Source organism: Stenotrophomonas sp. PS02301 (assembly GCF_029959485.1).
Classification (GTDB): Bacteria; Pseudomonadota; Gammaproteobacteria; order Xanthomonadales; family Xanthomonadaceae; genus Stenotrophomonas; species Stenotrophomonas maltophilia_Z.
The window spans coordinates 1-21373 of record NZ_JASCOO010000072.1 but is presented as its reverse complement, the minus strand read 5'-3'; the positions used below and the strand labels follow the sequence as shown (position 1 = coordinate 21373).

Here is a 21373-nt window from a genome sequence, read left to right as displayed (position 1 = left end):
GGGGAGGGCGTGGAGCCGGCCAGCGGCCGGCACTACCGATCGCCCACAAAAAACCCCGCCGAAGCGGGGTTTTTCGTTACGCCACCAACACGGCTCAGTTCGCCTTGTGGATCGCGCGCTTGCTCACGGCCATGGCGGCGTCATGCACCACTTCCGACAGCGACGGGTGGGCGTGGCAGATGCGCGCCAGGTCGTCGGCCGAACCGCTGAACTCCATGGTCAGCACGCCTTCGTGCACCAGCTCGGAGACATTCGCGCCAACCAGGTGCATGCCCAGGATGCGATCGGTCTCGGCATGCGCCAGGACCTTCACGAAGCCGGTCGGCTCGATCATCGCCACGGCACGGCCGTTGGCGGCGAACGGGAAGCTGCCCGCCTTGTACGGGATGCCTTCGTCCTTGAGCTGCTGCTCGGTCTTGCCGACCCAGGCCAGCTCCGGCTCGGTGTAGATCACCCACGGGATGGTGTCGAAGTTGACGTGGCCCGGCAGGCCCGCGATCAGCTCGGCCACGGCGATGCCTTCCTCGAAGCCCTTGTGCGCCAGCATCGGGCCGCGCACGCAGTCACCGACCGCCCAGACGCCATTGACGCCGGTGTGGCAGTGCGCGTCCACTTCGATCTGGCCACGCTCGTTGATCTTGACGCCGGTGCCTTCGGCCAGCAGGCCCTTGGTGGCGGCGCGACGGCCAACGGCCACCAGCAGCTTGTCCACGATCAGGCTCTTCTCGCCTTCACCATCGGTGTAGGTCAGGGCGACTTCCTTCTTCTTGCCCTTGCCGCTCACCTCGGCCTTGGAGACCTTGGCGCCCAGACGGATGTCCAGGCCCTGCTTCTTGAATTCCTTCAAGGCGGTCTTGGCCACTTCGGCATCGGCCGCGGCCAGGAAGTCCGGCAGGGCTTCCAGGATGGTCACTTCCGAACCGAGGCGCTTCCAGACGCTGCCCAGTTCCAGGCCGATCACGCCGGCACCGATCACGGCCAGGCGGGCGGGGACTTCGGTGAAGTCCAGGCCGCCGACGTTGTCGACGATGGTCTCGCCGTCGAACTTGGCAAACGGCAGTTCGATCGAATCCGAACCGGCGGCGATGATGACGTTGGTGCCCTTCAGCTCGACTTCCGAGCCGTCGTGCTGCTTCACCTTGACGATGTTGCCCGGCTGCAGCTCACCGAAACCGTAATACGCGGTGACCTTGTTCGCCTTGAACAGCATGGCGATGCCGCCGGTGAACTGCTTGACGATCTTGTCCTTGCGGCCAACCATCGCCTCGACGTCCATCTTGGCGTCCTTGAAGCTGATGCCGTGGTCGCCAAAGATGTGGCCCATGTTCCAGAACTGGCGCGAGGAATCCAGCAGCGCCTTGGACGGGATGCAGCCCACGCGCAAGCAGGTGCCGCCCAGGGCCGGCTTGCCGTCCTTGCCCAGCGCGGCGTCGATGCAGGCGGTCTTCAGACCCAGCTGCGCGGCGCGGATGGCGGCATGGTAGCCGGCCGGGCCGGCACCGATGACGACGACGTCGAATTGTTCAGCCATTGAGATATTCCTTGTTTCTTTACCAGAACCCCTCCGCGCAGGCGCGGAGGGGTGGGAGGTCTTACAGGCCGAACAGCATGCGGCCCGGGTTTTCCAGCTGGTTCTTGATGTCCACCAGGAACTGGACCGAGTCCTTGCCATCGATGATGCGGTGATCGTAGGACAGCGCCAGGTACATCATCGGCGCGATCACGACCTGGCCGTTCTGGGCGATCGGACGCTCCTTGATGGCGTGCATGCCCAGGATGGCGCTCTGCGGCGGGTTGATGATCGGGGTCGACAGCAGCGAGCCGAAGGTGCCGCCGTTGGTCACGGTGAAGGTGCCGCCCTGCAGTTCTTCCAGGCTCAGCTTGCCGTCACGGGCCTTCTTGGCGTAGTCGGCGATGGTCTTTTCGATGTCGGCGAACGACATGCGCTCGACGTTGCGCAGGACCGGGGTCACCAGACCCTTCTCGGTCGACACGGCGATCGAGATGTCCGAGTAGCCGTGATAGATGATGTCATCACCATCGATCGAGGCATTGACCAGCGGGAAGCGCTGCAGCGCGTTGGCGGCGGCCTTCACGAAGAAGCTCATGAAGCCCAGCTTGATGCCGTGGGCCTTGACGAACTCGTCCTGCAGATCCTTGCGCGCGGCCGAGACCTTGGACAGGTCGACCTCGTTGAAGGTGGTCAGCATCGCGGTGCCGTTCTTGGACTGCATCAGGCGTTCGGCGATGCGCTTGCGGATGCGGGTCATCGGCACGCGTTCTTCCGGACGTGCGCCACCCGACTTGCCGGCGCCACCGTTACGGGCGAAGTTGACGATGTCTTCCTTGGTCACTGCGCCACGACGGCCGGTGCCGTCCACGTCGGCCGGGTTCACGCCTTCAGTGATGGCGGTGAAGCGGGCGCCCGGGGGCAGGGAGTCGGCAGCGGACTTGGCGGCCGGTGCGGGCGCTGCGGCAGCGGCCGGAGCCGCCGCCTTGGCCGGTGCGGCCTCGGCCTTCTTCTCTTCCGCGGCCGGCGCCGGGGCATCGGCCACGGCGCCTTCTTCGATGATCGCCACGACCTGGCTGGAGGTCACAGTGGCGCCCACCTCGAACTTGATCTCCTTCAGCACGCCGTCGACCGGCGACGGCACTTCCAGGACGACCTTGTCGGTTTCCAGATCAAGCAGGTTTTCATCGCGCTTGACGGCATCGCCGACCTTCTTGTGCCAGGTGGCGATGGTGCCGTCGGCGACGGATTCGGGCAGTACCGGGGCTTTGACTTCGGTGGCCATGCGGGAGCTTCCTGGTTTGTCTTTTCTAGAATGAGGGGGAGAGTTATTCAGCGACCGAGTCGTTGAACGGGTTGACCAGGGCATCGGCGATCAGCTTCTGCTGTTCGATGATGTGGTCAGCCATGTGTCCAGCGGCCGGCGATGCCGAACGGGCGCGACCTGCGTAATGGATGCTCTGGCCATCGGCCAGGCACGCCTGCAGGTGGTGACGGATCTGGTACCAGGCACCCTGGTTCTGCGGTTCTTCCTGACACCACACCACATCGGCCGCCTTGCCATACTTCTTCAGCTCTGCTGCCAGTGCCACGCGCGGGAACGGATACAGCTGCTCCACGCGGATGATGGCGACATCGTCCTGGCCACGCTTGGTCTGGTCTTCCAGCAGGTCGTAGTAGACCTTGCCCGAGCACAGCACCACGCGCTTGACCTTCTTGGCGTCTGCGTTGGCATCGCCGATCAGGTGCTGGAACTCGCCGTTGGCCAGTTCCTCCAGGGTCGACACGGCCAGCTTGTGGCGCAGCAGCGACTTGGGCGACATCACGATCAGCGGCTTGCGGGTGGTCATGCGCATCTGGCGACGCAGCATGTGGTACGCCTGCGCCGGGGTCGACGGCACGCACACCAGCATGTTCTCCAGTGCGCACAGCTGCAGGAAGCGCTCCAGGCGCGCGGAGCTGTGCTCCGGGCCCTGGCCTTCGTAACCGTGCGGCAGCAGCAGGGTCAGGCCGGTGATGCGGCCCCACTTGGCTTCGCCGGCGGCGATGAACTGATCGATCACGACCTGGGCGCCGTTGGCGAAATCGCCGAACTGGCCTTCCCAGATGCACAGGGTGTTCGGATCGGTGGTGGAGAAGCCGTACTCATAGGCCATCACCGCTTCTTCGCTGAGCAGCGAATCGATGATGGTGGCCTGTTCCGGCGACTCGACCAGCTGGCGCAGCGGCAGGTAGTAGTTGTCGGTCTTCTGGTCGTGCAGGATCGCGTGGCGGTGCGTGAACGTACCGCGGCCCACGTCCTGGCCGACCAGGCGCAGGTTGTTGCCTTCGTCGAGGATCGTGGCGTAGGCCAGGTTCTCGGCAAAGCCCCAGTCGCCCGGGATCTCGCCGGCGGCCATCTTGCGGCGGTCGTCATAGACCTTGGCCACGCGCGAGTGCAGTTCCACGCCTTCAGGCACGGTGTTGATCATCTGCGCCAGCTGCTTGACCTTCTCCATGCCGACCGCGGTGGAGACCGCGTCGGAGAGCTTGCCGTTGAGCAGCTTGGGCCAATCCACGTACATCTTGCTGGTGGCCGGGGTCTTTTCGACCTGGGCCAGCTCGGTGGTGACTTCGCCGGCATCGAGCTTGTTGCGGTAGGCATCGACCAGCGCCTTGCCGCCACCGGCTTCGATCACGCCGGCAGCTTCCAGCGCCGCGGCGTACAGCTCGCGGGTGGTCTGGTGCTTGCGGATCACCTGGTACATCAGCGGCTGGGTGATCGCCGGTTCGTCGGCCTCGTTATGGCCCCAACGGCGGTAGCACATCAGATCGATGACCACGTCCTTGGCGAACTTCTGGCGGAACTCGAAGGCCAGCTGGGCAGCAAACACCACGGCTTCCGGATCGTCGCCATTCACGTGCAGCACCGGGGCGGCGATCATCTTGGCCACGTCGGTGGCGTAGCGCGTGGAGCGCGTATCCAGCGGGTTGGAGGTGGTGAAACCGACCTGGTTGTTGACCACGATGTGCACCGTGCCACCGACGGCGAAGCCGCGGGCCTGGGACATCTGGAACAGCTCCATCACCACGCCCTGGCCGGAGAAGGCCGCGTCGCCGTGGATCAGGATCGGCATCACCTGCTTGCGGGCGGTATCGCCACGACGTTCCTGGCGCGAGCGCACGCTGCCGGCCACGACGGGATCGGCGATTTCCAGGTGCGACGGGTTGAACGCCAGCGCCAGGTGGACGGCGCCGCCCGGGGTGGAGACGTCGGCGGAGAAGCCCATGTGGTACTTCACGTCGCCGGCGGAGGCGTGGTCATCGTGCTCGAACTTGCCTTCGAACTCGTCGAACAGCTTGCGCGGGCTCTTGCCGAGTGTATTGACCAGCACGTTCAGGCGGCCGCGGTGGGCCATGCCGATCACCACGTCCTTGACGCCATCCTTGCCAGCGTCACGGATGATGGTGTCCATCATCGGGATCAGCGCATCGCCGCCTTCCAGCGAGAAGCGCTTCTGGCCGACGTACTTGGTGTGCAGGTAGCGCTCCAGACCCTCGGCAGCCGTCAGGCGCTCCAGGGTGCGGCGCTGGGTATCGGCATCCAGGTTGTAGTTGCCACCGGCCAGTTCCAGGCGCTGGTACAGCCACTGGCGCTGCTCGACCTCGGAGATGTGCATGAATTCCGCACCGATCGAGCCGGTGTAGGTCTTCTTCAGGCGCTCCAGCAGGTCGCGCAGTTTCATGCGCGGCTGCCCGGCGACACCGCCGGTGCTGAACTCACTGCCCAGGTCGCTTTCCGACAGGCTGTGGAACGGCAGGCCCAGATCCGGCGGATTGGTCGGCGCGGTCAGGCTCAGCGGGTCCAGGCGGGCGGCCATGTGGCCACGCGAACGGTAGGCGGTGATCAGGCGGCCGACATTGCGCTCGCGCTCGTCGCCGGCACCGGCGGCGGTGCCGCTCTTGACGGCATTCTTGGCGGCGTCGGCAATGTGGGCGATGACGGCCGAATGCGGAATATCACCGGCTTCGCGGCCCTGGAAGCCGTCGAAGTAGGTCTTCCATTTGGGATCGACACTGTCCGGAGAAACGAGGTACTGCTCGTACAGATCCTCGATATAGGAGGCGTTGCCGCCGGCGAGCTGCGAAGATTGCGCAAACTGCTTCAGTTGATTGTCCACGATGGAGAGTCGGATTCGCTTGTGGGGTAAGGCTTCGATGATCCGGCAGGGAAAAGTGAATAGCCCTGCGCGGGCGGTATCTAACACCCCAAATTGTACCCCCATCGAGACAGGAAGGGGCACCGTACGGGCCAGTGCGGGGACCGCGGTGTCATTCCCAGACAGGTTCGGGAGCGTGGGGTGAGCTACAGGCCCAGTGCGCGCAGTTCGCTGCAATCACGCGAACGTTCCCATACGCGCTGCAAACCGTCCTGCAACGGTCGTGAACGTGCCGGCTGGGACAAACCCGCCTCACCGTCGAAGCGGTGGCCACTCAGACGAAAGTAGTAGTCGCCGGCGTCATTGAGCAGACAGGCCGATGCCGTGGCGCGGTCGATCGGATCGCTTGCTTCGCGCACCCGGAAGACGCTCGGCAGGCGCTGTAGCAGGGTCAACAGGGGCGAGCCGGCCTGACGGATGGCGGCGCTGTCGTGGACGATCAGCCAGGCATGTTTGTCGTGGCGGGCGGTGGCGTAGCGGCGCAGCGCCTCCAGCACCGGCGGTGCATCAAGCAGGCCGGGGTCGAGTTGGCGGCTGTGGATCCAGAGCTGGCGGCGGGCGCGGTGGACCAGCGCGGTGGTGATCGCCACGGCGTCCTCGGCCCGGTCGATCGCGACCGCCCCGGACAGGGCCAGGCGCATGTGCTGGTGGGCGATGCCGGCCTCTTCGAACACCTCGCCCTCGGGCAGGAAGCCCTGCCGGGTGTAGAACACGCGGGCCGGCAGCTGCGCATGCAGCCCGACCTCGCGCCAGCCACGGGCCCGGGCCTGCTCGATCAGGGCCTGCAGCAGGGCGTCGCCAACGCCTTTGCCGCGCCATGCCGCAAGCACCGCCATCCGGCCGATCCGGCCATCCGGGGTGAGCCGGCCAGCACCGATCGGCGTGCCGTCGGTGTCCCGGGCCAGCACGTGCACGCTCAGGGGATCGAGCGCGTCGATCTCCAGCTCGGCCGGTACCTGCTGTTCCTCGACGAACACGGTGAACCGCACCCGGTGCAGCGCGGCGTGCTGCGCCGGGTAATCGACCACGTCAACCTGGAAACCGGAGGCGGCCATGGCGGGCGGGCGGATCAGCCGCGCGGGGGCTCGTCCTTGCCGTCGGTCTCGTCGCTGTCGTCGAAATCGACGATCACTTCGATGCCGTCGTCATGGATGGTGACCTCGTGCACATCGGCCTGGATGGCCTCGTCATCGATGACCTCGACCGCGTCGGTGCCGTCGACGATGTCGTACTCGGCGACGTAGTCGTCTTCGTCCTCGAACCCGGTATCGTCCACCAGCTGGTAGAAGCCGCCGGCGACCAGCGCCTGCACGGCATCGCGGCCCTTGGCCGAGAGCTTCTGGTACAGCGCCGCGCCGATCTGTTCGGCGCCGGCCAGCACCTGCGCATCCTTGACCGGCAGGGCGAAGTCCAGGCCGCTGCAGTACAGGCTGGCACCGCGCTTGGCACGACGCCAGGCCAGCCGCGCCCACGGGTGGCGCTGCAGTTCCACGCCTGCGCCCAGTGCGGCTTCGATTTCTTCGCGCGGCAGCGGTTCGCCGTGCGCCATCACTTCCCCGGCGGCGCGGTAGGTGGTGATGAAGCGGCCGAACCAGTCGCCGAGCCTGTCCGGATCGTTCATGCGGATGGCGTTGAGCGCTTCGACCACGCGGTTCATCGAGACCACGTCGATTTCGTTCGGATCTTCAGGCACCTTCAGGTCCGGATCCTGGTAGCGGACGGACTCGTCGGCACCCTCGATCAGGGTATCGAGGTAGTCGCTGATCAGCTCGGCGGAGGCCGGGGCGCGCATGCCGAAAGAGAAGGTCAGGCAGGGGTCTTCGGCGACGCCGTTGTGCGGCACATTCGGCGGCAGGTAGAGCATGTCGCCCGGGGCCAGCACCCAGTCGTGGGTCGGCTTGAAGCGGCGCAGCAGCTTGAGTTCGACGTCGTCGCGGAAGTCCAGCGGCGGGCGCTTGCCCTTGATGGATTCGCTGGCGTCGATCTGCCAGCGGCGATGGCCATGGGCCTGCAGCAGGAAGACATCGTACTGGTCCACATGGGCGCCGACCGAGCCGCCGGTGGCGGCGAAGCTGATCATCACGTCATCCATGCGCCAGCGCGGCAGGAAGTTGAAGTCGCTGATCAGGGCGCGCACGTCGGCGTCCCACTTGTCCACGTCCTGGACCAGCAGGGTCCAGTCGTGGTCGGGCATGCCGGGGAATTCCTCTTCCTGGAACGGGCCGGTGCGCACGCTCCAGCCATCGGTGGCGCGATCGTGCGTGATCAGGCGCGACAGCGCGCCTTCTTCACAGGCCAGACCGGCGAGGTCTTCGGGCTGCACCGGGGTTTCGAAATCCGGGAAGGCGCCACGGATGAGCAGCGGGCGCTTCTGCCAGTAATCGCGCAGGAAGGTGGCGGCGGGCATGCCCAGCGGCAGGCCGGGGCGGGCCTGGATGTCGATGACGGGGGTTTTGGTCTTGCGTGCGGCCATGGGGGAGATCCTTGCAGCGTATAGACGGGTATTGGGGGGCGCGACGGTGCCGCGCCCATGCCTTCAGATCGCCTTGGCCAGGTCCGCCGCCAGGCCGATGTAGCCGCCCGGGGTCAGGGCGCGCAGGCTCTGCTTGGCGTCGGCCGGCAGCTCCAGGGATTCGACGAAGGCCTGCATCGATTCGGTGGTGATGCCCTGGCCACGGGTGAGGGCCTTGAGCTGTTCGTAGGGGTTGGGCAGGCCGTGGCGGCGCATGACGGTCTGCACGGCTTCGGCCAGCACTTCCCACGCGGCGTCCAGGTCGGCGTCCAGGCGTTCCGGGTTCACGGTCAGCTTGCCCAGGCCCTTGGCCAACGAGTCCAAGGCGACCTGGGTGTGGCCGAACGCGGTGCCGACCGCACGCAGCACGGTGGAGTCGGTCAGGTCACGCTGCCAGCGGCTGATCGGCAGCTTGGCGCTGAAATGCTCGAACAGGGCGTTGGCGATGCCGAAGTTGCCTTCGGCGTTTTCGAAATCGATCGGGTTGACCTTGTGCGGCATGGTCGACGAGCCGACTTCGCCTTCCTTGAGCTTCTGCTTGAAGTAGCCCAGCGAGATATAGCCCCAGACGTCGCGGGCCAGATCGATCAGGATGATGTTGGCGCGGCGCGCGGCATCGCCGATCTCGGCGACGTTGTCATGCGGTTCGATCTGGGTGGTGTACGGATTGAACACCAGGCCGAGGCTTTCCACGAAGCGCTGGGCGAAGGCCGGCCAGTCCACGTCGGGGTAGGCGATGACGTGCGCGTTGTAGTTGCCCACCGCGCCGTTGATCTTGCCGGTCAGCTCCACTGCGGCGATCTGGCGGCGCTGGCGCTCCAGACGGGCCACGACGTTGGCCACTTCCTTGCCCAGGGTGGTCGGCGAGGCGGTCTGGCCGTGGGTGCGCGACAGCATCGGCTGGGCAGCCTGGGCGTGGGCCAGGGCGCGCAGCACGCCGGCGATGTTGTCCAGCGACGGCAGCAGCACCTCGCGGCGGGCCTGCTCAAGCATCAGGCCGTAGCTGAGGTTGTTGATGTCTTCGCTGGTACAGGCGAAATGCACGAACTCCAGCGCCGGGCCCAGCTCGGCATCGGCGGTGAGCTGCTCCTTGATGAAGTACTCCACGGCCTTGACGTCGTGGTTGGTGGTGCGCTCGATCTCCTTCACCCGCGCGGCGTGGGCCGGGGCGAAGTCATCGGCCAGGGCCCGCAGGCGCGCGGTGGCAGCGGCCGAGAACGGGGCCAGTTCGACGATGCCCGGCTCATTGGCCAGTGCCAGCAGCCATTCCACTTCCACCTTCACGCGGGCCTTGATCAGGCCGTATTCGGAGAAGATCGGGCGCAGGGCGTCGACCTTGCCGGCGTAGCGGCCATCGAGCGGGGACAGGGCGAGCAGGGCGAATTCGGACATGGCAGGGCGCAGATCGGTGGCAGCGGGGGCCGTCATTCTACGCTGCCCCGGCGTCCTCGGCCTGTGCCATGCGCACCGTCACCGCCTGGATCCGGTGCCCGGCCATGCGCTTGATCGTGAACAGGTGCCCGTCGATCTCCAGCTGCTCGCCTTCCTCGGGCAGGCGCTGGAGCTGGTGCACGATCAGCCCGCCGACCGAATTGAGGTGGTCCGGCGCGCTCAGGTCATGCCCCAGCAGCCGCTCCAGCCGGAAGATGGAGGTCGAGCCGGCCACCAGCAGGGTGCCGTCCGCGCCGCGGGTCGGGGCGTCCTTGACGACATGCGGGTGCTCGTCCTCGATATCGCCGACCACCACTTCCAGCAGGTCTTCCAGGGTGAAGTAGCCCAGGATGCGGCCGTGTTCTTCCACGCACAGTGCCAGGTGGGTGGTGCCGGTGCGGAAGCGCTCCAGCACCAGCGGCACCGGGGTCTCCAGCGCGATCAGGTTGGCCGGGCGCAGCAGCGGGCGCAGATCGTCGGTTGGGTTGCCGCGGGCGATTTCCACCAGCAGGTCCTTCATGTGCAGGATGCCGAGCACTTCCTCGCCGTCGCGGTCGAACCAGGGGTAGCGGCTGTAGCGGCTCTCGGCGAACTCGGCCATCACGTCGGCCAGGCTCATCCCGTCGCGGAACGAACGCATATGGTCGCGTGAGCGCATCAGGTCGCCGGCCACCAGTTCGGGCAGTTCCAGGGCGTGGCTCATCAGGGTGAGGTCCTGGTCCGGCGCGCTGCCGGTGGGCTGCTGGCGGCCCACGATGAGCTTGAGCTCCTCGCGCGAATAACGGTGCGAGGTGTGCTCCACATCCCCCCAGCCGGCCAGGCGCAGCAGCGCGTTGGCGCTGTTGTTGAGCAGCCAGATGGCCGGGTACATCGCCCAGTAGAACAGGTACAGCGGTGCGGCCGTCCACAGTGACATCGCTTCCGGGCGGCGGATCGCCATCGACTTCGGGGCCAGTTCGCCCAGCACGATGTGCAGGAACGAGATGATGCTGAAGGCGATGATGAAAGCGGTCAGGCGCGAGGCTTCCGGGGTCAACCCCAGCGTATCGAACAGCGGCTGCAGCAGATGCGCGAACGCCGGTTCACCCACCCAGCCCAGGCCCAGCGAGGACAGTGTGATGCCCAGCTGGCAGGCGGACAGATACGCATCCAGGTGCGCGTGCACGTTGAGCAGCAGGCGCCCACGCCAGCCGTTTTTTTCCGCAAGGCCCACGGCCTGGGTGTGGCGCAGCTTGACCAGCGCGAACTCGGCGGCCACGAAGAAACCGTTGAGCACCACCAGCAGCAGCGCCAGCGCAAGGAGCAGGAGGTTGCCGATCATTCGCGGCCCCGCAGCGGCGCTGCCAGGGGCGAGGGGGTACCCGCGGTCGCCGGGGCGGCGAGGGCGGTCATCGGTGCGTGCGCGGCGGCACGCCCGGTACTACTGTCGGGATCGTCACCCATGGGGGCGGCAGGCTGTCTGAATGGAAGCGAATCCCGAGTCTAGCCGATCCATCGCGGCCTTGGGTTTCAACGGCGCTTGGGAGTATCGTGATGCGAGCCGCCAGCCAGGGAATCAGGCCCGTTGCCAGCCGCAGGTTCCCTTTCATCCACGAAAGATGTGCGGAGTTGAAGCAATGAGCAAGGGTTTCAGGATTGAACACGACAGCATGGGCGAGCTGCAGGTGCCCGCCGATGCATTGTGGGGCGCGCAGACCCAGCGCGCCGTCGATAATTTCCCGGTGTCGGGCCAACGTATGCCGCGCGGTTTCATCCGCGCGCTCGGCCTGGTCAAAGGCGCTGCGGCGAACGTCAATGTCGAGCTGGGCCATCTGCCGCGCAACATCGGCAAGGCCATCGAAGCGGCGGCGGCGGACGTTGCCGACGGCCGCCACGACGCGCACTTCCCGATCGATGTGTACCAGACCGGTTCGGGCACCTCCTCGAACATGAATGCCAACGAGGTCATCGCCACGCTCGCCAACCGCGCGGGCAAGGCCGGCAAGACCGCGGTGCATCCCAACGATCACGTCAACCAGGGGCAGAGCTCCAACGATGTGATTCCCACCGCGCTGCGTGTCTCCGCGCTGCTGGGCGTGCATGAGCAGCTGCTGCCTTCGCTGGTGCACCTGCGCAAGACCATCGACAAGCGCGGCCGCGCACTGCGCAAGGTGGTCAAGACCGGCCGCACCCATCTGATGGATGCGATGCCGCTGACCTTCGAACAGGAATTCGGCGCGTGGTCGGCGCAGTTGTCCTCGGCCCAGGATCGGATCGAAGACAGCCTCAAGCGGCTGCGTCGCCTGCCATTGGGTGGCACGGCGATCGGCACCGGCATCAATGCCGACCCGCGCTTCGGCGCGCTGGTGGCCAAGCAGCTCAAGCAGCAGACCGGCATCAAGTTCGACAGCGCCGAGAACAAGTTCGAAGGCCTGGCCGCACAGGACGATGCGGTCGAACTGTCCGGCCAGCTCAATGCGTTGGCGGTGGCACTGATCAAGATCGCCAACGACCTGCGCTGGATGAATGCCGGGCCGCTGGCCGGGCTGGGCGAGATCGAACTGCCGGCGCTGCAGCCGGGCAGCTCGATCATGCCGGGCAAGGTCAATCCGGTGATTCCCGAAGCCACCGTGATGGTGTGTGCCCAGGTGATCGGCCACCACACCGCGATCACCGTGGCCGGCCAGACCGGCAACTTCCAGTTGAACGTGACGCTGCCGCTGATCGCGGCCAACCTGCTTGATGGCATCCATCTGCTGGCCAACATCACCCGCCTGCTCGCCGATACCGCAATCGCCGGGTTAAAGGTGCGCGAGGATCGCGTCCGCGAGGCACTGGATCGCAACCCGATCCTGGTGACCGCCTTGAACCCGATCATCGGCTACGAGAAGGCGGCGGCAATTGCCAAGCGCGCCTACAAGGAACAACGCCCGGTGCTGGACGTGGCCAAGGAAGACAGTGGCCTGTCCGAAGCCGAACTGCGCAGGTTGCTGGATCCGGCGGCACTGACTGCCGGTGGCATCCATGGCGGTGGAGGTGGGGGCGGTTGACCGCTCGCACTACCTGAAACGAAAAACGGGCCGAACGGCCCGTTTTTTTGTGCGTGAGCTCCGTATCGGCCGGCGGGCCCCAGGGCAAAATCAAGGAGGAGGCCGTCGCCGCCAGGCGGCGGACGGGGGACATTTGCCCAGGGGCCTGCCGGTCACTGCGGGGCTCGCGCACACACTCAGTGGCGAGCGGCCTGCAGGTTGCCGAAGGTTTCGGTGTAGTCCTTGAATTCCGGAATCTTCGTGATCAGGTCCGGCGGGATCGGCTGCATGCCCTCGGGGACCTGGATCTTCACCGAGCGCTTGGCCGGGTCCGGCGGGGCGTCGGTCAGGGTGTTCTGGCGCAGCACCTGCAGCTGGCCGAACATGCCCTGCAGCATCGCCTGCTGCTCTTCGTTGAGCGGAATCTCGATCTCATCGATCTTCATGTGCCCGTTGGGCAGGATGATGATGTTCGGCGCAGGCGCGCGGCGCACGGTGACCATGCCGTCGCTGACGGTGATCTTCGGCTTGCTGCGCTCGGCGCGGTGATTGCGGTACTCCTGATCGCAACCGGTGGCGACCAGGCAGAACAGGGCGAACAGCAACAGACTCAGCTTCTTCATGAGCAGGCAACGCATGCGACGGGAAGGGGGATTGTAGTCCTCCGGCGCCGGGAAGGGCCTGCCTGCGACGCATCGTCGCAGGCAGTGCCGGGATTACTTGCCGCAGTCGTCGATGTCGCTCTGGTCCATCGTTGCGTAGGGCTGGAAGGCCGGCAGCGCAGCGGCCAGCGCCTGCTGCTTCACCATCATGCCGGGTAGCAGCCCGCACAGCTTCTTGGCCTGGTCCTCGATTTTCCTGGCCTCGTCGTTCACGCGCGCCTCGATGCCCTGGGTGTCGCCGGAGAACATGCCCTTGATGGCTTCGCCGGCCGCCTTCACGCCGAGATTGGCACCGGCCACGCCGATCTCCATGCCGGCACTGGCCAGCTGCTCGACCTGCTTGCGGTAGTCCAGCAGCAGCGCACGCTGGTGGGCATCCACGGTAACGGCCTTGCCATCAATGAGCAGGTCGCCCTGCGGGCTGATCTCCGCCTTCGGGGTCTTCCCGTTGGCGATGGAAATGTTGCCCTGGCTGATCTCCCGGCGGGCCTTCTCGGTGGCCTCCTGCACGGTCTTGCCGATGCCATCGGTATCCAGCGCGCTGGTCGCCGGGGTGGCGGCGCTCTGGTCGGCGGGCGCCTTGCCCTTGCCACTGTCGGGGGCGGTACAGGCTGCGATCGGCAGGCACAACAGCAGGGCAGGCAGCAGCAGTCGAGTCGTCATGATGCGTATCCGTCAGAGAAGAAGAGAGGCTTACTTGCCGCGCGGCAGTTCCACCCGGCCGCGCACGTTGCTGTGGCGGATGTCGCCGCTGCCGCTGTTGGCCACGCGCAGGTCGCCGCCGACATCGCGCGCGGTGACATCGCCGGAGCCATGGCGGTCCACGGTGACGCTGCCGCCGATATCGCGCAGGTCGGTGTCGCCGGAGCCGACGGTGCCGACGCGCACGTTGCCCTTGGCTTTGCGCACATCGGTATCACCGGAGCCGACCACGCCGATCTCGACGTTGCCACCCACGGTATCCAGCTCGAAGTCGCCCGAGCCGATCGTGCCGACCTTGGCATCGCCGCGGATGTTGCGGGCCTTGAAATCGCCGGAACCGACCGAGAGCAGGTTCAGCGCACCAGCACCGTCGAGGATGACATCGCCCGAGCCGACCGCTGCGGTCACCAGGCCTTTGATCTGCTGAACCTTGATGTCACCCGAGCCGACGTCGGCGCTCAGCGAGTGCGCACCGGTGACGCTGGCATCGCCGGAGCCGACCTTGAGCTGGACCAGGATCGAGTCCGGTACGGTGCCGCGCATGTCCAGGTAGGCATAGCTGCTGCCGCTGATGGTGAGCGTGTTGCGGGCGTCGCGCTGCAGGCGGACGACCAGCTTGTCGCCGACCTTCTGCTGGGTCACGGTCAGTTCGCGCAGCCAATCCGCATTGGAGGCGCAGGCGCGCCCCCCGAGCTGGGCCGCACCCGGCCCGGCCTGCAGCACCAGGTCGTGCTGGTTCACTTCGAACACCACCGCCTTGGCGCCGGCCAGGTCGAGCTTGAGGTCACGCACTTCGTTGAACTTGCACTGCGGTTCATCGGCGAGGGCGGTCAGCGGCAGCAACAACAGGGAAGCAACAGCGAGCGTGCGGATCATGGGTGGCTCCTCAGTGAAGGGCAGGGATCAGATTTCGCCGGCGCGGCGGCGCAGGCGGATGGCCAGGAACAGGAACACCACGCCGGCGGCGGCACCGATCCACAGTTCCGGCATGGCGAAGGTAGCCAGCTGGTGGCTCGGGCCCAGTTCGTTGACCAGGTTGTCCATGTTGCCGTTGCCGCTGAACATCGACTCGCCGCGGTAGAACTGGTCGCTGGCCGGGACCGCGCTGAGCAGCAGGCGGCCCACGATGTGCTTCCAGAACCAGCCGCCGGTCAGGTCGAACAGGGTCATCACCTTGGTGGTGCTGACGATGATGCCGGCGAACAGCGGCAGCATCACCGCCCACAGGAACGGCTTGGTCTTGGCCCAGGCCGAGCACAGCAGCAGCCAGCCAACGGTCGGCAGGGCCCAGAGCAGGTAGACCGGGATCCAGGACAGGTGACCGGCGAGAATGGTCAGTGGGCTGGCCGGGCCCCAGATCAGCAGCATCGGGTCGCCGCCGTGGGCGATCACCACGATCGAGATCATCACCAGGAAGCCCAACATGGTCAGGGCCGAGGCAATCACCGCGATGAGCGGGGCGATCAGCAGCGCACTCACGGCCTTGGACAGGACGGTGGACGTATCCGACAGCGGCAGCGACTTCCAGAACAGGATGCTGCGATCGCGACGGTCGTCGTACAGGGCGCCCAGGCAGTAGAAGAACACCACGAAGGCGAGCACGATCAGCGGCCAGCCCGAGCTCAGGATCAGGGTCAGATCCAGGCCGTTGGCCAGGTCATGCAGGTTCTTGGCATCGAGCTTGCTGGTCAGCAGGCTCAGGTCCAGTCCGTTGATGCTGACGTTTTCGTCGTTGAGGTGGAGGCCGCCACTCTTGACCGCACGGTGCATGGCCACCAGGCCGAACACGATGCCGAGCAGGCTCATCACCAGCGAGATGCCACCGGCGATCACCGGCGCATACAGGAACCCGCCACGGTTTTCCCAGTACTCACGCTTGAGCAGCCACTTGAACGAACTGGCCTTGCTGATGGGGTGGTTGACGGTGTTCATGCGTAGGTTCCCTTCATGATGGCCACGAACAGATCCGCCAGCCCCGGGCTGCGGATTTCCCCCAAGGGCGTGAGTTGGGCGCGTGGCACCCCGTCGAACAGCAGCACGGTCTTGCCGAAGGGCAGGGCGCGTTCGTCGATCGGCTTGAGTGCGCGCGCGGCCTCGACGGCATCGGCCGACACCAGCACTTCGGTATAGCGCTCGCCGATGTCTTCCATATCGGTGGTGAGCACGATGCGGCCATCACGGATGAACATCACATCGGTGAGGATGTGCTCGATCTCTTCCACCTGGTGGGTGGTGACGATGATCGTCTTCTGCTCATCGAAATAGTCCTCCAGCAGACGCTGGTAGAACTCCTTGCGGTACAGGATGTCCAGGCCCAGGGTCGGTTCGTCCAGCACCAGCACCTTGGCATCGATGGCCATCACCAGGGCCAGGTGCAGCTGCACGATCATGCCCTTGGACAGTTCGCGCACGCGCTGCTTGGGATGCAGCTTGGTGGAGGCCAGGAAGCGCTCGCAGCGCGCCCGGTCGAAACGCGGATGGGTGCCGGCGACGAAATCGATCGCCTCGCGCACCTTCATCCAGCGCGGCAGCACCGCCACGTCGGCGATGAAGCACACATCGTTCATCAGGGCATTGCGCTGCTCGGTCGGGTCCAGCCCGAGCACGCGCAGCTCGCCTTCCACCGAGGTCAGGCCGAGCAGCGCCTTGAGCAGGGTGGTCTTGCCGGCGCCGTTGGGGCCGATCAGGCCGGTGATGCGGCCGGGCGCGATCGTGAAGCTGGTGTTGTCCAGCGCCACGGTCTGTTTATAGGCCTTGCGCAGGCCTCGAGCGGAAATGACGACATCACTTGCAACGGCATTCATGAGGATTTCCCCTGGGGCAGCAATTCGTCGAGGTTCAGGCCCAGGCGCTGGATGCGCTCCAGGACCAGCGGCCATTCTTCATTGAGGAACCGGTCGCGCTCGCTGCTGCGCAGCTGCGTGGCCGCTTCCTCGGTCATGAACATGCCCAGGCCGCGGCGCTTTTCGACCAGGCCTTCATCAGCCAGTTCCTGGTAGGCGCGCGATACGGTGATGGGGTTGAGCTGGTACTCGGCGGCAACCTGCCGGACCGAAGGCAAGGCGTCGCCGGGCTTGATGATGCCGTCAAGCATCATGGCGATCACGCGCTCTTTCAGCTGGCGGTAGATCGGAGCACCATCGCTCCATTGAATATCGCTCATGGTCAGCTCCGTGGGTTCAGCGACTGCGCGAATGAGAAGTAAGGCATGGACAGGGAGCTGTGCAGCCGGCGGGGGGGCGTGGGGGCGCCGTTGGCGGTCCCTGCCTCGATGACGCCTGCGTCCTGCGGGCCTTCAAACACATCGGCGCTGGCAGGGCTGCCAGCGTCACCGGAGGGGATGCCGAACCAGCCGAGCAGGAGCAGCGCCGAGGCGGCGGTGACGGCTTTGGCGGCGTGGCGGTGGCGCATGCGGTTCATGGGCTTCCCCTGTCTAGGTGACTGGTGTTGTATGCAACTATAACACCGGCACGCCGAAGATCAACAGGGGGCGATACCCAACTGATGGCAGGGGCCTGGCGGCGCCGTCCGGAATCTCCCAAGTCTTTGAATGGAAAGGATGTTTTTTGGATGCGCGACGGCGACATGCGCCAGCGCACATTCATTGATGTCAATGGTATGGCAAGCCGTAAGCGCATTCAGGCAATGGGATGCGGATGCCCGCTACCGCAACCGACACCGCCAAACGCGGCAAAGCAGCCCCCGAATGCGCTGGGCCCGCGCCCTGCATGGGGCGCTGCGACCGCGTTGCTTGCGTGTGCCTGAAACCGGCGGACCGGCGGCGTCCGGCGGCAAAAACACCGGTGATATAGTGCCCGCCGCAGCCTTGGCAGCCCTTGCCAGGCCCGTTCACCCCCTCGTTGTCCCCACTTTGGAGTGTCGCGATGCACCACGTGTCTCTGTCGTCTGTCCGTCGCGACCGCGCTGCGCGCCGGGCGCCTTGGTCCCTGCTGTTGCTGGCGGCCAGCCTGCTGGTGGGCGCGTCGGCCCAGGCGGCCGATCTGCTGGATGTGAGCTACCGCCCGCTGGCCGGCAAGGGCGAGGTCAACCTGGCCAAGCAGTACGGCGGCAAGGTGCTGCTGGTGGTCAATACCGCCAGCAAGTGCGGTTTCACCCCGCAGTACGAAGGTCTGGAGGCGCTGCAGCGCAAGTACGCCGCGCGTGGTTTCTCGGTGCTTGGCTTCCCCTCCAACGACTTCAAGGGTCAGGAGCCGGGCGATGAGAGCCAGATCCAGGAGTTCTGCACGCTGACCTACGGCGTGAAGTTCCCGATGTTCCAGAAGGTGGTGGTGACCGGGCCGGATGCGACGCCGCTGTACCGCAGTCTCGCCACCGCCACGGGCGTGTCCCCGGGCTGGAACTTCCACAAGTATCTGATCGGCCGCGATGGCCGGGTGGTAGCGCAGTTCCCGAGCAAGGTCACGCCGGACGATCCGAAGCTGGTGGCGGCGATCGAACGTGAACTCTCTGTCACCACCAACACGCGCTGACGATATCGACATCTCGGACGCGCGTGCGACAATGGTTGCTTTCGCGCCGACGTCGGCGTCCAGTCACTTCCAGGAATGCAGCGAATGAAGATGGGAATGCGCGGCGCCGCGGCGTCGGTTCTGATTCTGGCGATGGGTGCCACCGGTACCGCGATGTCGCAACAACCAGCCGCCCGCGCGGCTGTCAAGGAGACTTCCACTTTGAACACCCAACGGGAAAAGCTCGGCTACGCCATCGGTATCGATGTGGCCAATTCGTTCGGTCCGATCTCCAGCGAGATCGACCTGGCCGCCCTGCGTCGCGGTGTGACCAATGCCTTTGAAGGCAAGCAGCCGCTGATCAGCCAGGAAGAGGCGCAGAAGACCGATGCCGCCCTGCGCCAGGCCGTGATGGCCAAGAGCGGCCAGCCGGTTCCGGGCGTTGCGCCGGGCACCGCGCCGCCGAAGGTGGACCGTGAAAAGGTCGGCCTGATGCTGGGCAGCTTCGCCGTGGGCCCGTCGCTGGCACCGCTGAAGGACGATCTGGACCTGGACGCGCTGTTCGATGCGGTCAGCACCACCTTCAACAACGGCACTCCGAAGATGAGCGCCGAGCAGGCCAAGGCCACGCTGGAAGGCTTCATGAAGGGCAAGCAGGCTGAAATGGACGCCAAATCCGCCGCCCAAGCCGGTACCAACCGCGTGGATGGCAACAACTTCCTGGCCAAGAACAAGACCGCGCCGGGCGTGGTGACCACCGCCTCGGGCCTGCAGTACCAGGTGCTGCGCCCGGGTTCGGGCGAGCGCCCGATGCCGACCAGCAAGGTGCGCGTGAACTACGAAGGCAAGCTGCTCGACGGCACCGTGTTCGACAGCAGCTACCAGCGTGGCCAGCCGATCGAGTTCGGTCTGGACCAGGTGATCAAGGGGTGGTCCGAAGGCGTTTCGCTGATGCCGACCGGCTCGAAGTACCGCTTCTGGATTCCGGGCGAGCTGGCCTATGGCGAGCAGGGCACCCCGGGTGGCCCGATCGGTCCGAACGCGACGCTGACGTTCGACGTCGAGCTGCTGAACGTTCTGCCGTAACGGATCTGGAGCACCACCGCCCATGCGCGTTGCGATTTTCGGTACCGGCTACGTCGGTCTTGTCACGGGTACCTGCCTGGCCGAGGTTGGCCACCAGGTGATCTGTGTCGATATCGACCAGGCCAAGGTCGACGGCCTCAACAACGGGATCGTTCCGATCTATGAGCCCGGCCTGGAGCCGATGGTCAAGGCCAACCACGATGCGTCGCGGTTGACCTTCACCTCCGACGCCGCCGCCGCGATCGCGCATGGCCAGGTGATTTTCATTGCCGTGGGCACGCCACCGGACGAGGACGGCAGTGCCGACCTGCAGTACGTGCTGGCCGTGGCCCGCACCATCGGCCGGCACATCACCGTGCCGGTGGTGGTGGTGAACAAATCGACCGTGCCGGTAGGCACGGCCGACAAAGTCCGTGAGGCCATCGCGCAGGCGCTGGCCGACCGCGGCGTGGAGATCGCGTTCGACGTGGTCTCCAACCCCGAATTCCTCAAGGAAGGTGACGCGGTCGCCGACTGCATGCGGCCGGACCGCATCGTGGTGGGCGCGTCCAATCCCGAATCGGTCGCGCTGATGCGCCGCCTGTATGCGCCGTTCAACCGCAACCACGACCGCGTGGTGGAGATGGACGTGCGCTCGGCGGAGCTGACCAAGTACGCGGCCAACGCGATGCTGGCGACCAAGATTTCGTTCATGAACGAAATCGCCAACATCGCCGAGAAGGTCGGTGCCGATATCGAGCAGGTCCGCCAGGGCATCGGCTCGGATCCGCGCATCGGCTGGCACTTCATCTACCCCGGCGCCGGGTACGGTGGCTCGTGCTTCCCCAAGGATGTGCAGGCGCTGGCCCGGACCGCTCAGCAGTACGGCCATGAGCCGAAGCTGTTGAACGCGGTCGAAGCCGTCAACGAACACCAGAAGGGCCATCTGTACGCCCTGATCCAGCGCCACTACGACCGTGGCGAGGATGAAGGCGTGCGCGGCAAGACCTTCGCGGTGTGGGGCCTGGCGTTCAAGCCCAACACCGATGACATGCGTGAAGCCTCCAGCCGCCGCCTGCTGGCGCAGCTGTGGGAGGCCGGTGCGCAGGTGCGCGCCTACGATCCTGAAGCGACCGAAGAAGCGCGCCGCATTTTCGGTGAGCGCGATGATCTGGTGTTCTGCGACAACGCTTATGACGCCCTCGAGGGCGCCGATGCGCTGGTCGTGGTGACCGAATGGAAGCAGTTCCGCAGCCCGGATTTCGTCCGCCTGCGTGAAATGCTCAACGATGCGGTCGTGTTCGACGGCCGCAATCTGTACGACCCGCAGGACATCGAAGCCGCGGGCCTGGCTTATTACGGCATTGGCCGGGGACGTTCGTTGAATGCATGAGTCCACACCCTCCGAGCGCGAACAGGCACTGGAAGCACGCCTGATCGAGCTGGAAATGCGCGTCTCCTTCCAGGAGCAGGCGTTGGCCGAACTGAGCGAGGCCCTGGCCGATGCGCGCATGGAAGGCAACCGCAATGCCGACCTGACCCGCATCCTGCTCGAAGACCTCGGCAAGGTCCGCACCGCGTTGTATTCCGATTCGGCCGAAGAGCCGCCGCCGCCGCACTACTGATCTGACGTCATGAGCGATACTCTCCGCGACCAGCTGCTGGGCCTTGGCTTCAAAGCCGCGCCCAAACCCGAACGAACCAACGACCGCAAGCCGGATCGTCGACCCGACGCGCGCCGCGATGGCCGCCCGGCCGGCAAGCCGCAGGGCGCGCGCCCGGCCGGCAAGCCCGGCGAGGGCCAGCGGCCCGCCC

Annotated in this window: 19 protein-coding genes and 1 pseudogene; 6 read left to right on the top strand and 14 right to left on the bottom strand. The window is 66.0% G+C overall.

Translation table 11 applies throughout. The features are described from left to right. Positions 1 to 94: 94 nt before the first annotated feature. The 7 genes from lpdA to QMX81_RS15620 all read right to left on the bottom strand — a co-directional run bounded on the left by lpdA (position 95) and on the right by QMX81_RS15620 (position 10973). Positions 95 to 1531, bottom strand: a complete 1437-nt coding sequence (lpdA, locus tag QMX81_RS15650) for a dihydrolipoyl dehydrogenase (RefSeq protein ID WP_282262836.1) — start codon at positions 1529 to 1531, stop codon at positions 95 to 97. Positions 1532 to 1592: 61 nt separating this feature from the next. Continuing rightward, positions 1593 to 2795 carry a dihydrolipoyllysine-residue succinyltransferase gene (gene sucB, locus QMX81_RS15645; protein ID WP_121037965.1) on the bottom strand — a complete coding sequence of 401 codons (1203 nt, stop codon included), beginning with the start codon at positions 2793 to 2795 and terminating at the stop codon, positions 1593 to 1595. A 43-nt stretch (positions 2796 to 2838) separates the two neighbouring features. Beyond that, positions 2839 to 5670: a 2-oxoglutarate dehydrogenase E1 component gene (locus tag QMX81_RS15640; RefSeq protein ID WP_121037962.1), complete on the bottom strand. Its 2832-nt coding sequence runs from the start codon at positions 5668 to 5670 to the stop codon at positions 2839 to 2841. Positions 5671 to 5855: 185 nt separating this feature from the next. Then, positions 5856 to 6764 carry a GNAT family N-acetyltransferase gene (locus QMX81_RS15635; protein ID WP_282262833.1) on the bottom strand — a complete coding sequence of 303 codons (909 nt, stop codon included), beginning with the start codon at positions 6762 to 6764 and terminating at the stop codon, positions 5856 to 5858. Positions 6765 to 6778: 14 nt separating this feature from the next. Continuing rightward, entirely contained in the window at positions 6779 to 8182 is a 1404-nt protein-coding gene (locus tag QMX81_RS15630; protein ID WP_282262831.1) for a cupin domain-containing protein, read from the bottom strand. Positions 8183 to 8245: 63 nt separating this feature from the next. Continuing rightward, positions 8246 to 9613 (bottom strand): adenylosuccinate lyase, encoded by a 1368-nt coding sequence (gene purB / locus QMX81_RS15625; RefSeq protein WP_123730904.1) that lies wholly within the window; start codon positions 9611 to 9613, stop codon positions 8246 to 8248. 37 nt (positions 9614 to 9650) lie between these two features. Continuing rightward, complete coding sequence (locus QMX81_RS15620; RefSeq protein ID WP_121037953.1) at positions 9651 to 10973, bottom strand: hemolysin family protein; 1323 nt, start codon at positions 10971 to 10973, stop codon at positions 9651 to 9653. Positions 10974 to 11268: 295 nt separating this feature from the next. On the opposite strand from QMX81_RS15620, the gene QMX81_RS15615 reads away from it, so the two are divergent. Further along, entirely contained in the window at positions 11269 to 12681 is a 1413-nt protein-coding gene (locus QMX81_RS15615) for a class II fumarate hydratase (protein ID WP_121037950.1), read from the top strand. 176 nt (positions 12682 to 12857) lie between these two features. On the opposite strand, the gene QMX81_RS15610 is transcribed toward QMX81_RS15615, so the two are convergent. The 7 genes from QMX81_RS15610 to QMX81_RS15580 form a co-directional block, all read right to left on the bottom strand. After that, entirely contained in the window at positions 12858 to 13283 is a 426-nt protein-coding gene (locus QMX81_RS15610; RefSeq protein ID WP_121037947.1) for a hypothetical protein, read from the bottom strand. Between the two features lie 93 nt (positions 13284 to 13376). After that, entirely contained in the window at positions 13377 to 13985 is a 609-nt protein-coding gene (locus QMX81_RS15605) for a DUF2884 family protein (RefSeq protein WP_282262827.1), read from the bottom strand. 30 nt (positions 13986 to 14015) lie between these two features. Next, complete coding sequence (locus QMX81_RS15600; RefSeq protein ID WP_121037941.1) at positions 14016 to 14900, bottom strand: hypothetical protein; 885 nt, start codon at positions 14898 to 14900, stop codon at positions 14016 to 14018. 27 nt (positions 14901 to 14927) lie between these two features. Then, positions 14928 to 15956 (bottom strand): hypothetical protein, encoded by a 1029-nt coding sequence (locus tag QMX81_RS15595; protein ID WP_282262822.1) that lies wholly within the window; start codon positions 15954 to 15956, stop codon positions 14928 to 14930. Continuing rightward, the gene (locus tag QMX81_RS15590; protein WP_121037935.1) at positions 15953 to 16828 is read right to left on the bottom strand and encodes an ABC transporter ATP-binding protein; all 876 of its coding nucleotides are present in this window, start codon (positions 16826 to 16828) and stop codon (positions 15953 to 15955) included. The genes QMX81_RS15595 and QMX81_RS15590 overlap by 4 nt, the downstream gene beginning before the upstream one ends. After that, positions 16825 to 17187, bottom strand: a complete 363-nt coding sequence (locus QMX81_RS15585; protein ID WP_019185943.1) for a GntR family transcriptional regulator — start codon at positions 17185 to 17187, stop codon at positions 16825 to 16827. The genes QMX81_RS15590 and QMX81_RS15585 overlap by 4 nt, the downstream gene beginning before the upstream one ends. Positions 17188 to 17189: 2 nt before the next feature. Next, the gene (locus QMX81_RS15580) at positions 17190 to 17444 is read right to left on the bottom strand and encodes a hypothetical protein (RefSeq protein WP_282262813.1); all 255 of its coding nucleotides are present in this window, start codon (positions 17442 to 17444) and stop codon (positions 17190 to 17192) included. A gap of 464 nt (positions 17445 to 17908) precedes the next feature. Here QMX81_RS15580 and QMX81_RS15575 point away from each other — a divergent pair, with 464 nt between their 5' ends. The 5 genes and pseudogenes from QMX81_RS15575 to QMX81_RS15555 form a co-directional block, all read left to right on the top strand. After that, a complete protein-coding gene (locus tag QMX81_RS15575; protein ID WP_121037929.1) occupies positions 17909 to 18514 on the top strand; it encodes a glutathione peroxidase in 606 nt (201 codons plus the stop codon). A gap of 84 nt (positions 18515 to 18598) precedes the next feature. Continuing rightward, on the top strand, positions 18599 to 19579 hold the full coding sequence (locus QMX81_RS15570; RefSeq protein WP_121037926.1) for an FKBP-type peptidyl-prolyl cis-trans isomerase: 981 nt from the start codon (positions 18599 to 18601) through the stop codon (positions 19577 to 19579). A gap of 22 nt (positions 19580 to 19601) precedes the next feature. Next, positions 19602 to 20951, top strand: coding sequence for a UDP-glucose/GDP-mannose dehydrogenase family protein (locus QMX81_RS15565; RefSeq protein WP_282262809.1), 1350 nt, complete (start codon positions 19602 to 19604; stop codon positions 20949 to 20951). Continuing rightward, entirely contained in the window at positions 20944 to 21183 is a 240-nt protein-coding gene (locus QMX81_RS15560; RefSeq protein ID WP_019185948.1) for a SlyX family protein, read from the top strand. The genes QMX81_RS15565 and QMX81_RS15560 overlap by 8 nt, the downstream gene beginning before the upstream one ends. Before the next feature lie 9 nt (positions 21184 to 21192). Continuing rightward, positions 21193 to 21373 (top strand): annotated as a pseudogene (locus QMX81_RS15555) (DUF2058 domain-containing protein); the annotation flags it as partial.

Bases quoted from the DNA above. Each gene is read 5' to 3' on its own strand.
- QMX81_RS15620 (WP_121037953.1), bottom strand. From the start codon at position 10,973: ATGATCGGCAACCTCCTGCTCCTTGCGCTGGCGCTGCTGCTGGTGGTG.
- QMX81_RS15570 (WP_121037926.1), top strand. From the start codon at position 18,599: ATGAAGATGGGAATGCGCGGCGCCGCGGCGTCGGTTCTGATTCTGGCG.
- QMX81_RS15635 (WP_282262833.1), bottom strand. From the start codon at position 6,764: ATGGCCGCCTCCGGTTTCCAGGTTGACGTGGTCGATTACCCGGCGCAG.
- QMX81_RS15615 (WP_121037950.1), top strand. From the start codon at position 11,269: ATGAGCAAGGGTTTCAGGATTGAACACGACAGCATGGGCGAGCTGCAG.
- lpdA (WP_282262836.1), bottom strand. From the start codon at position 1,531: ATGGCTGAACAATTCGACGTCGTCGTCATCGGTGCCGGCCCGGCCGGC.
- QMX81_RS15610 (WP_121037947.1), bottom strand. From the start codon at position 13,283: ATGAAGAAGCTGAGTCTGTTGCTGTTCGCCCTGTTCTGCCTGGTCGCC.
- QMX81_RS15560 (WP_019185948.1), top strand. From the start codon at position 20,944: ATGCATGAGTCCACACCCTCCGAGCGCGAACAGGCACTGGAAGCACGC.
- QMX81_RS15600 (WP_121037941.1), bottom strand. From the start codon at position 14,900: ATGATCCGCACGCTCGCTGTTGCTTCCCTGTTGTTGCTGCCGCTGACC.
- QMX81_RS15580 (WP_282262813.1), bottom strand. From the start codon at position 17,444: ATGAACCGCATGCGCCACCGCCACGCCGCCAAAGCCGTCACCGCCGCC.
- QMX81_RS15585 (WP_019185943.1), bottom strand. From the start codon at position 17,187: ATGAGCGATATTCAATGGAGCGATGGTGCTCCGATCTACCGCCAGCTG.
- QMX81_RS15575 (WP_121037929.1), top strand. From the start codon at position 17,909: ATGCACCACGTGTCTCTGTCGTCTGTCCGTCGCGACCGCGCTGCGCGC.
- QMX81_RS15590 (WP_121037935.1), bottom strand. From the start codon at position 16,828: ATGAATGCCGTTGCAAGTGATGTCGTCATTTCCGCTCGAGGCCTGCGC.
- purB (WP_123730904.1), bottom strand. From the start codon at position 9,613: ATGTCCGAATTCGCCCTGCTCGCCCTGTCCCCGCTCGATGGCCGCTAC.
- sucB (WP_121037965.1), bottom strand. From the start codon at position 2,795: ATGGCCACCGAAGTCAAAGCCCCGGTACTGCCCGAATCCGTCGCCGAC.
- QMX81_RS15565 (WP_282262809.1), top strand. From the start codon at position 19,602: ATGCGCGTTGCGATTTTCGGTACCGGCTACGTCGGTCTTGTCACGGGT.
- QMX81_RS15605 (WP_282262827.1), bottom strand. From the start codon at position 13,985: ATGACGACTCGACTGCTGCTGCCTGCCCTGCTGTTGTGCCTGCCGATC.
- QMX81_RS15595 (WP_282262822.1), bottom strand. From the start codon at position 15,956: ATGAACACCGTCAACCACCCCATCAGCAAGGCCAGTTCGTTCAAGTGG.
- QMX81_RS15630 (WP_282262831.1), bottom strand. From the start codon at position 8,182: ATGGCCGCACGCAAGACCAAAACCCCCGTCATCGACATCCAGGCCCGC.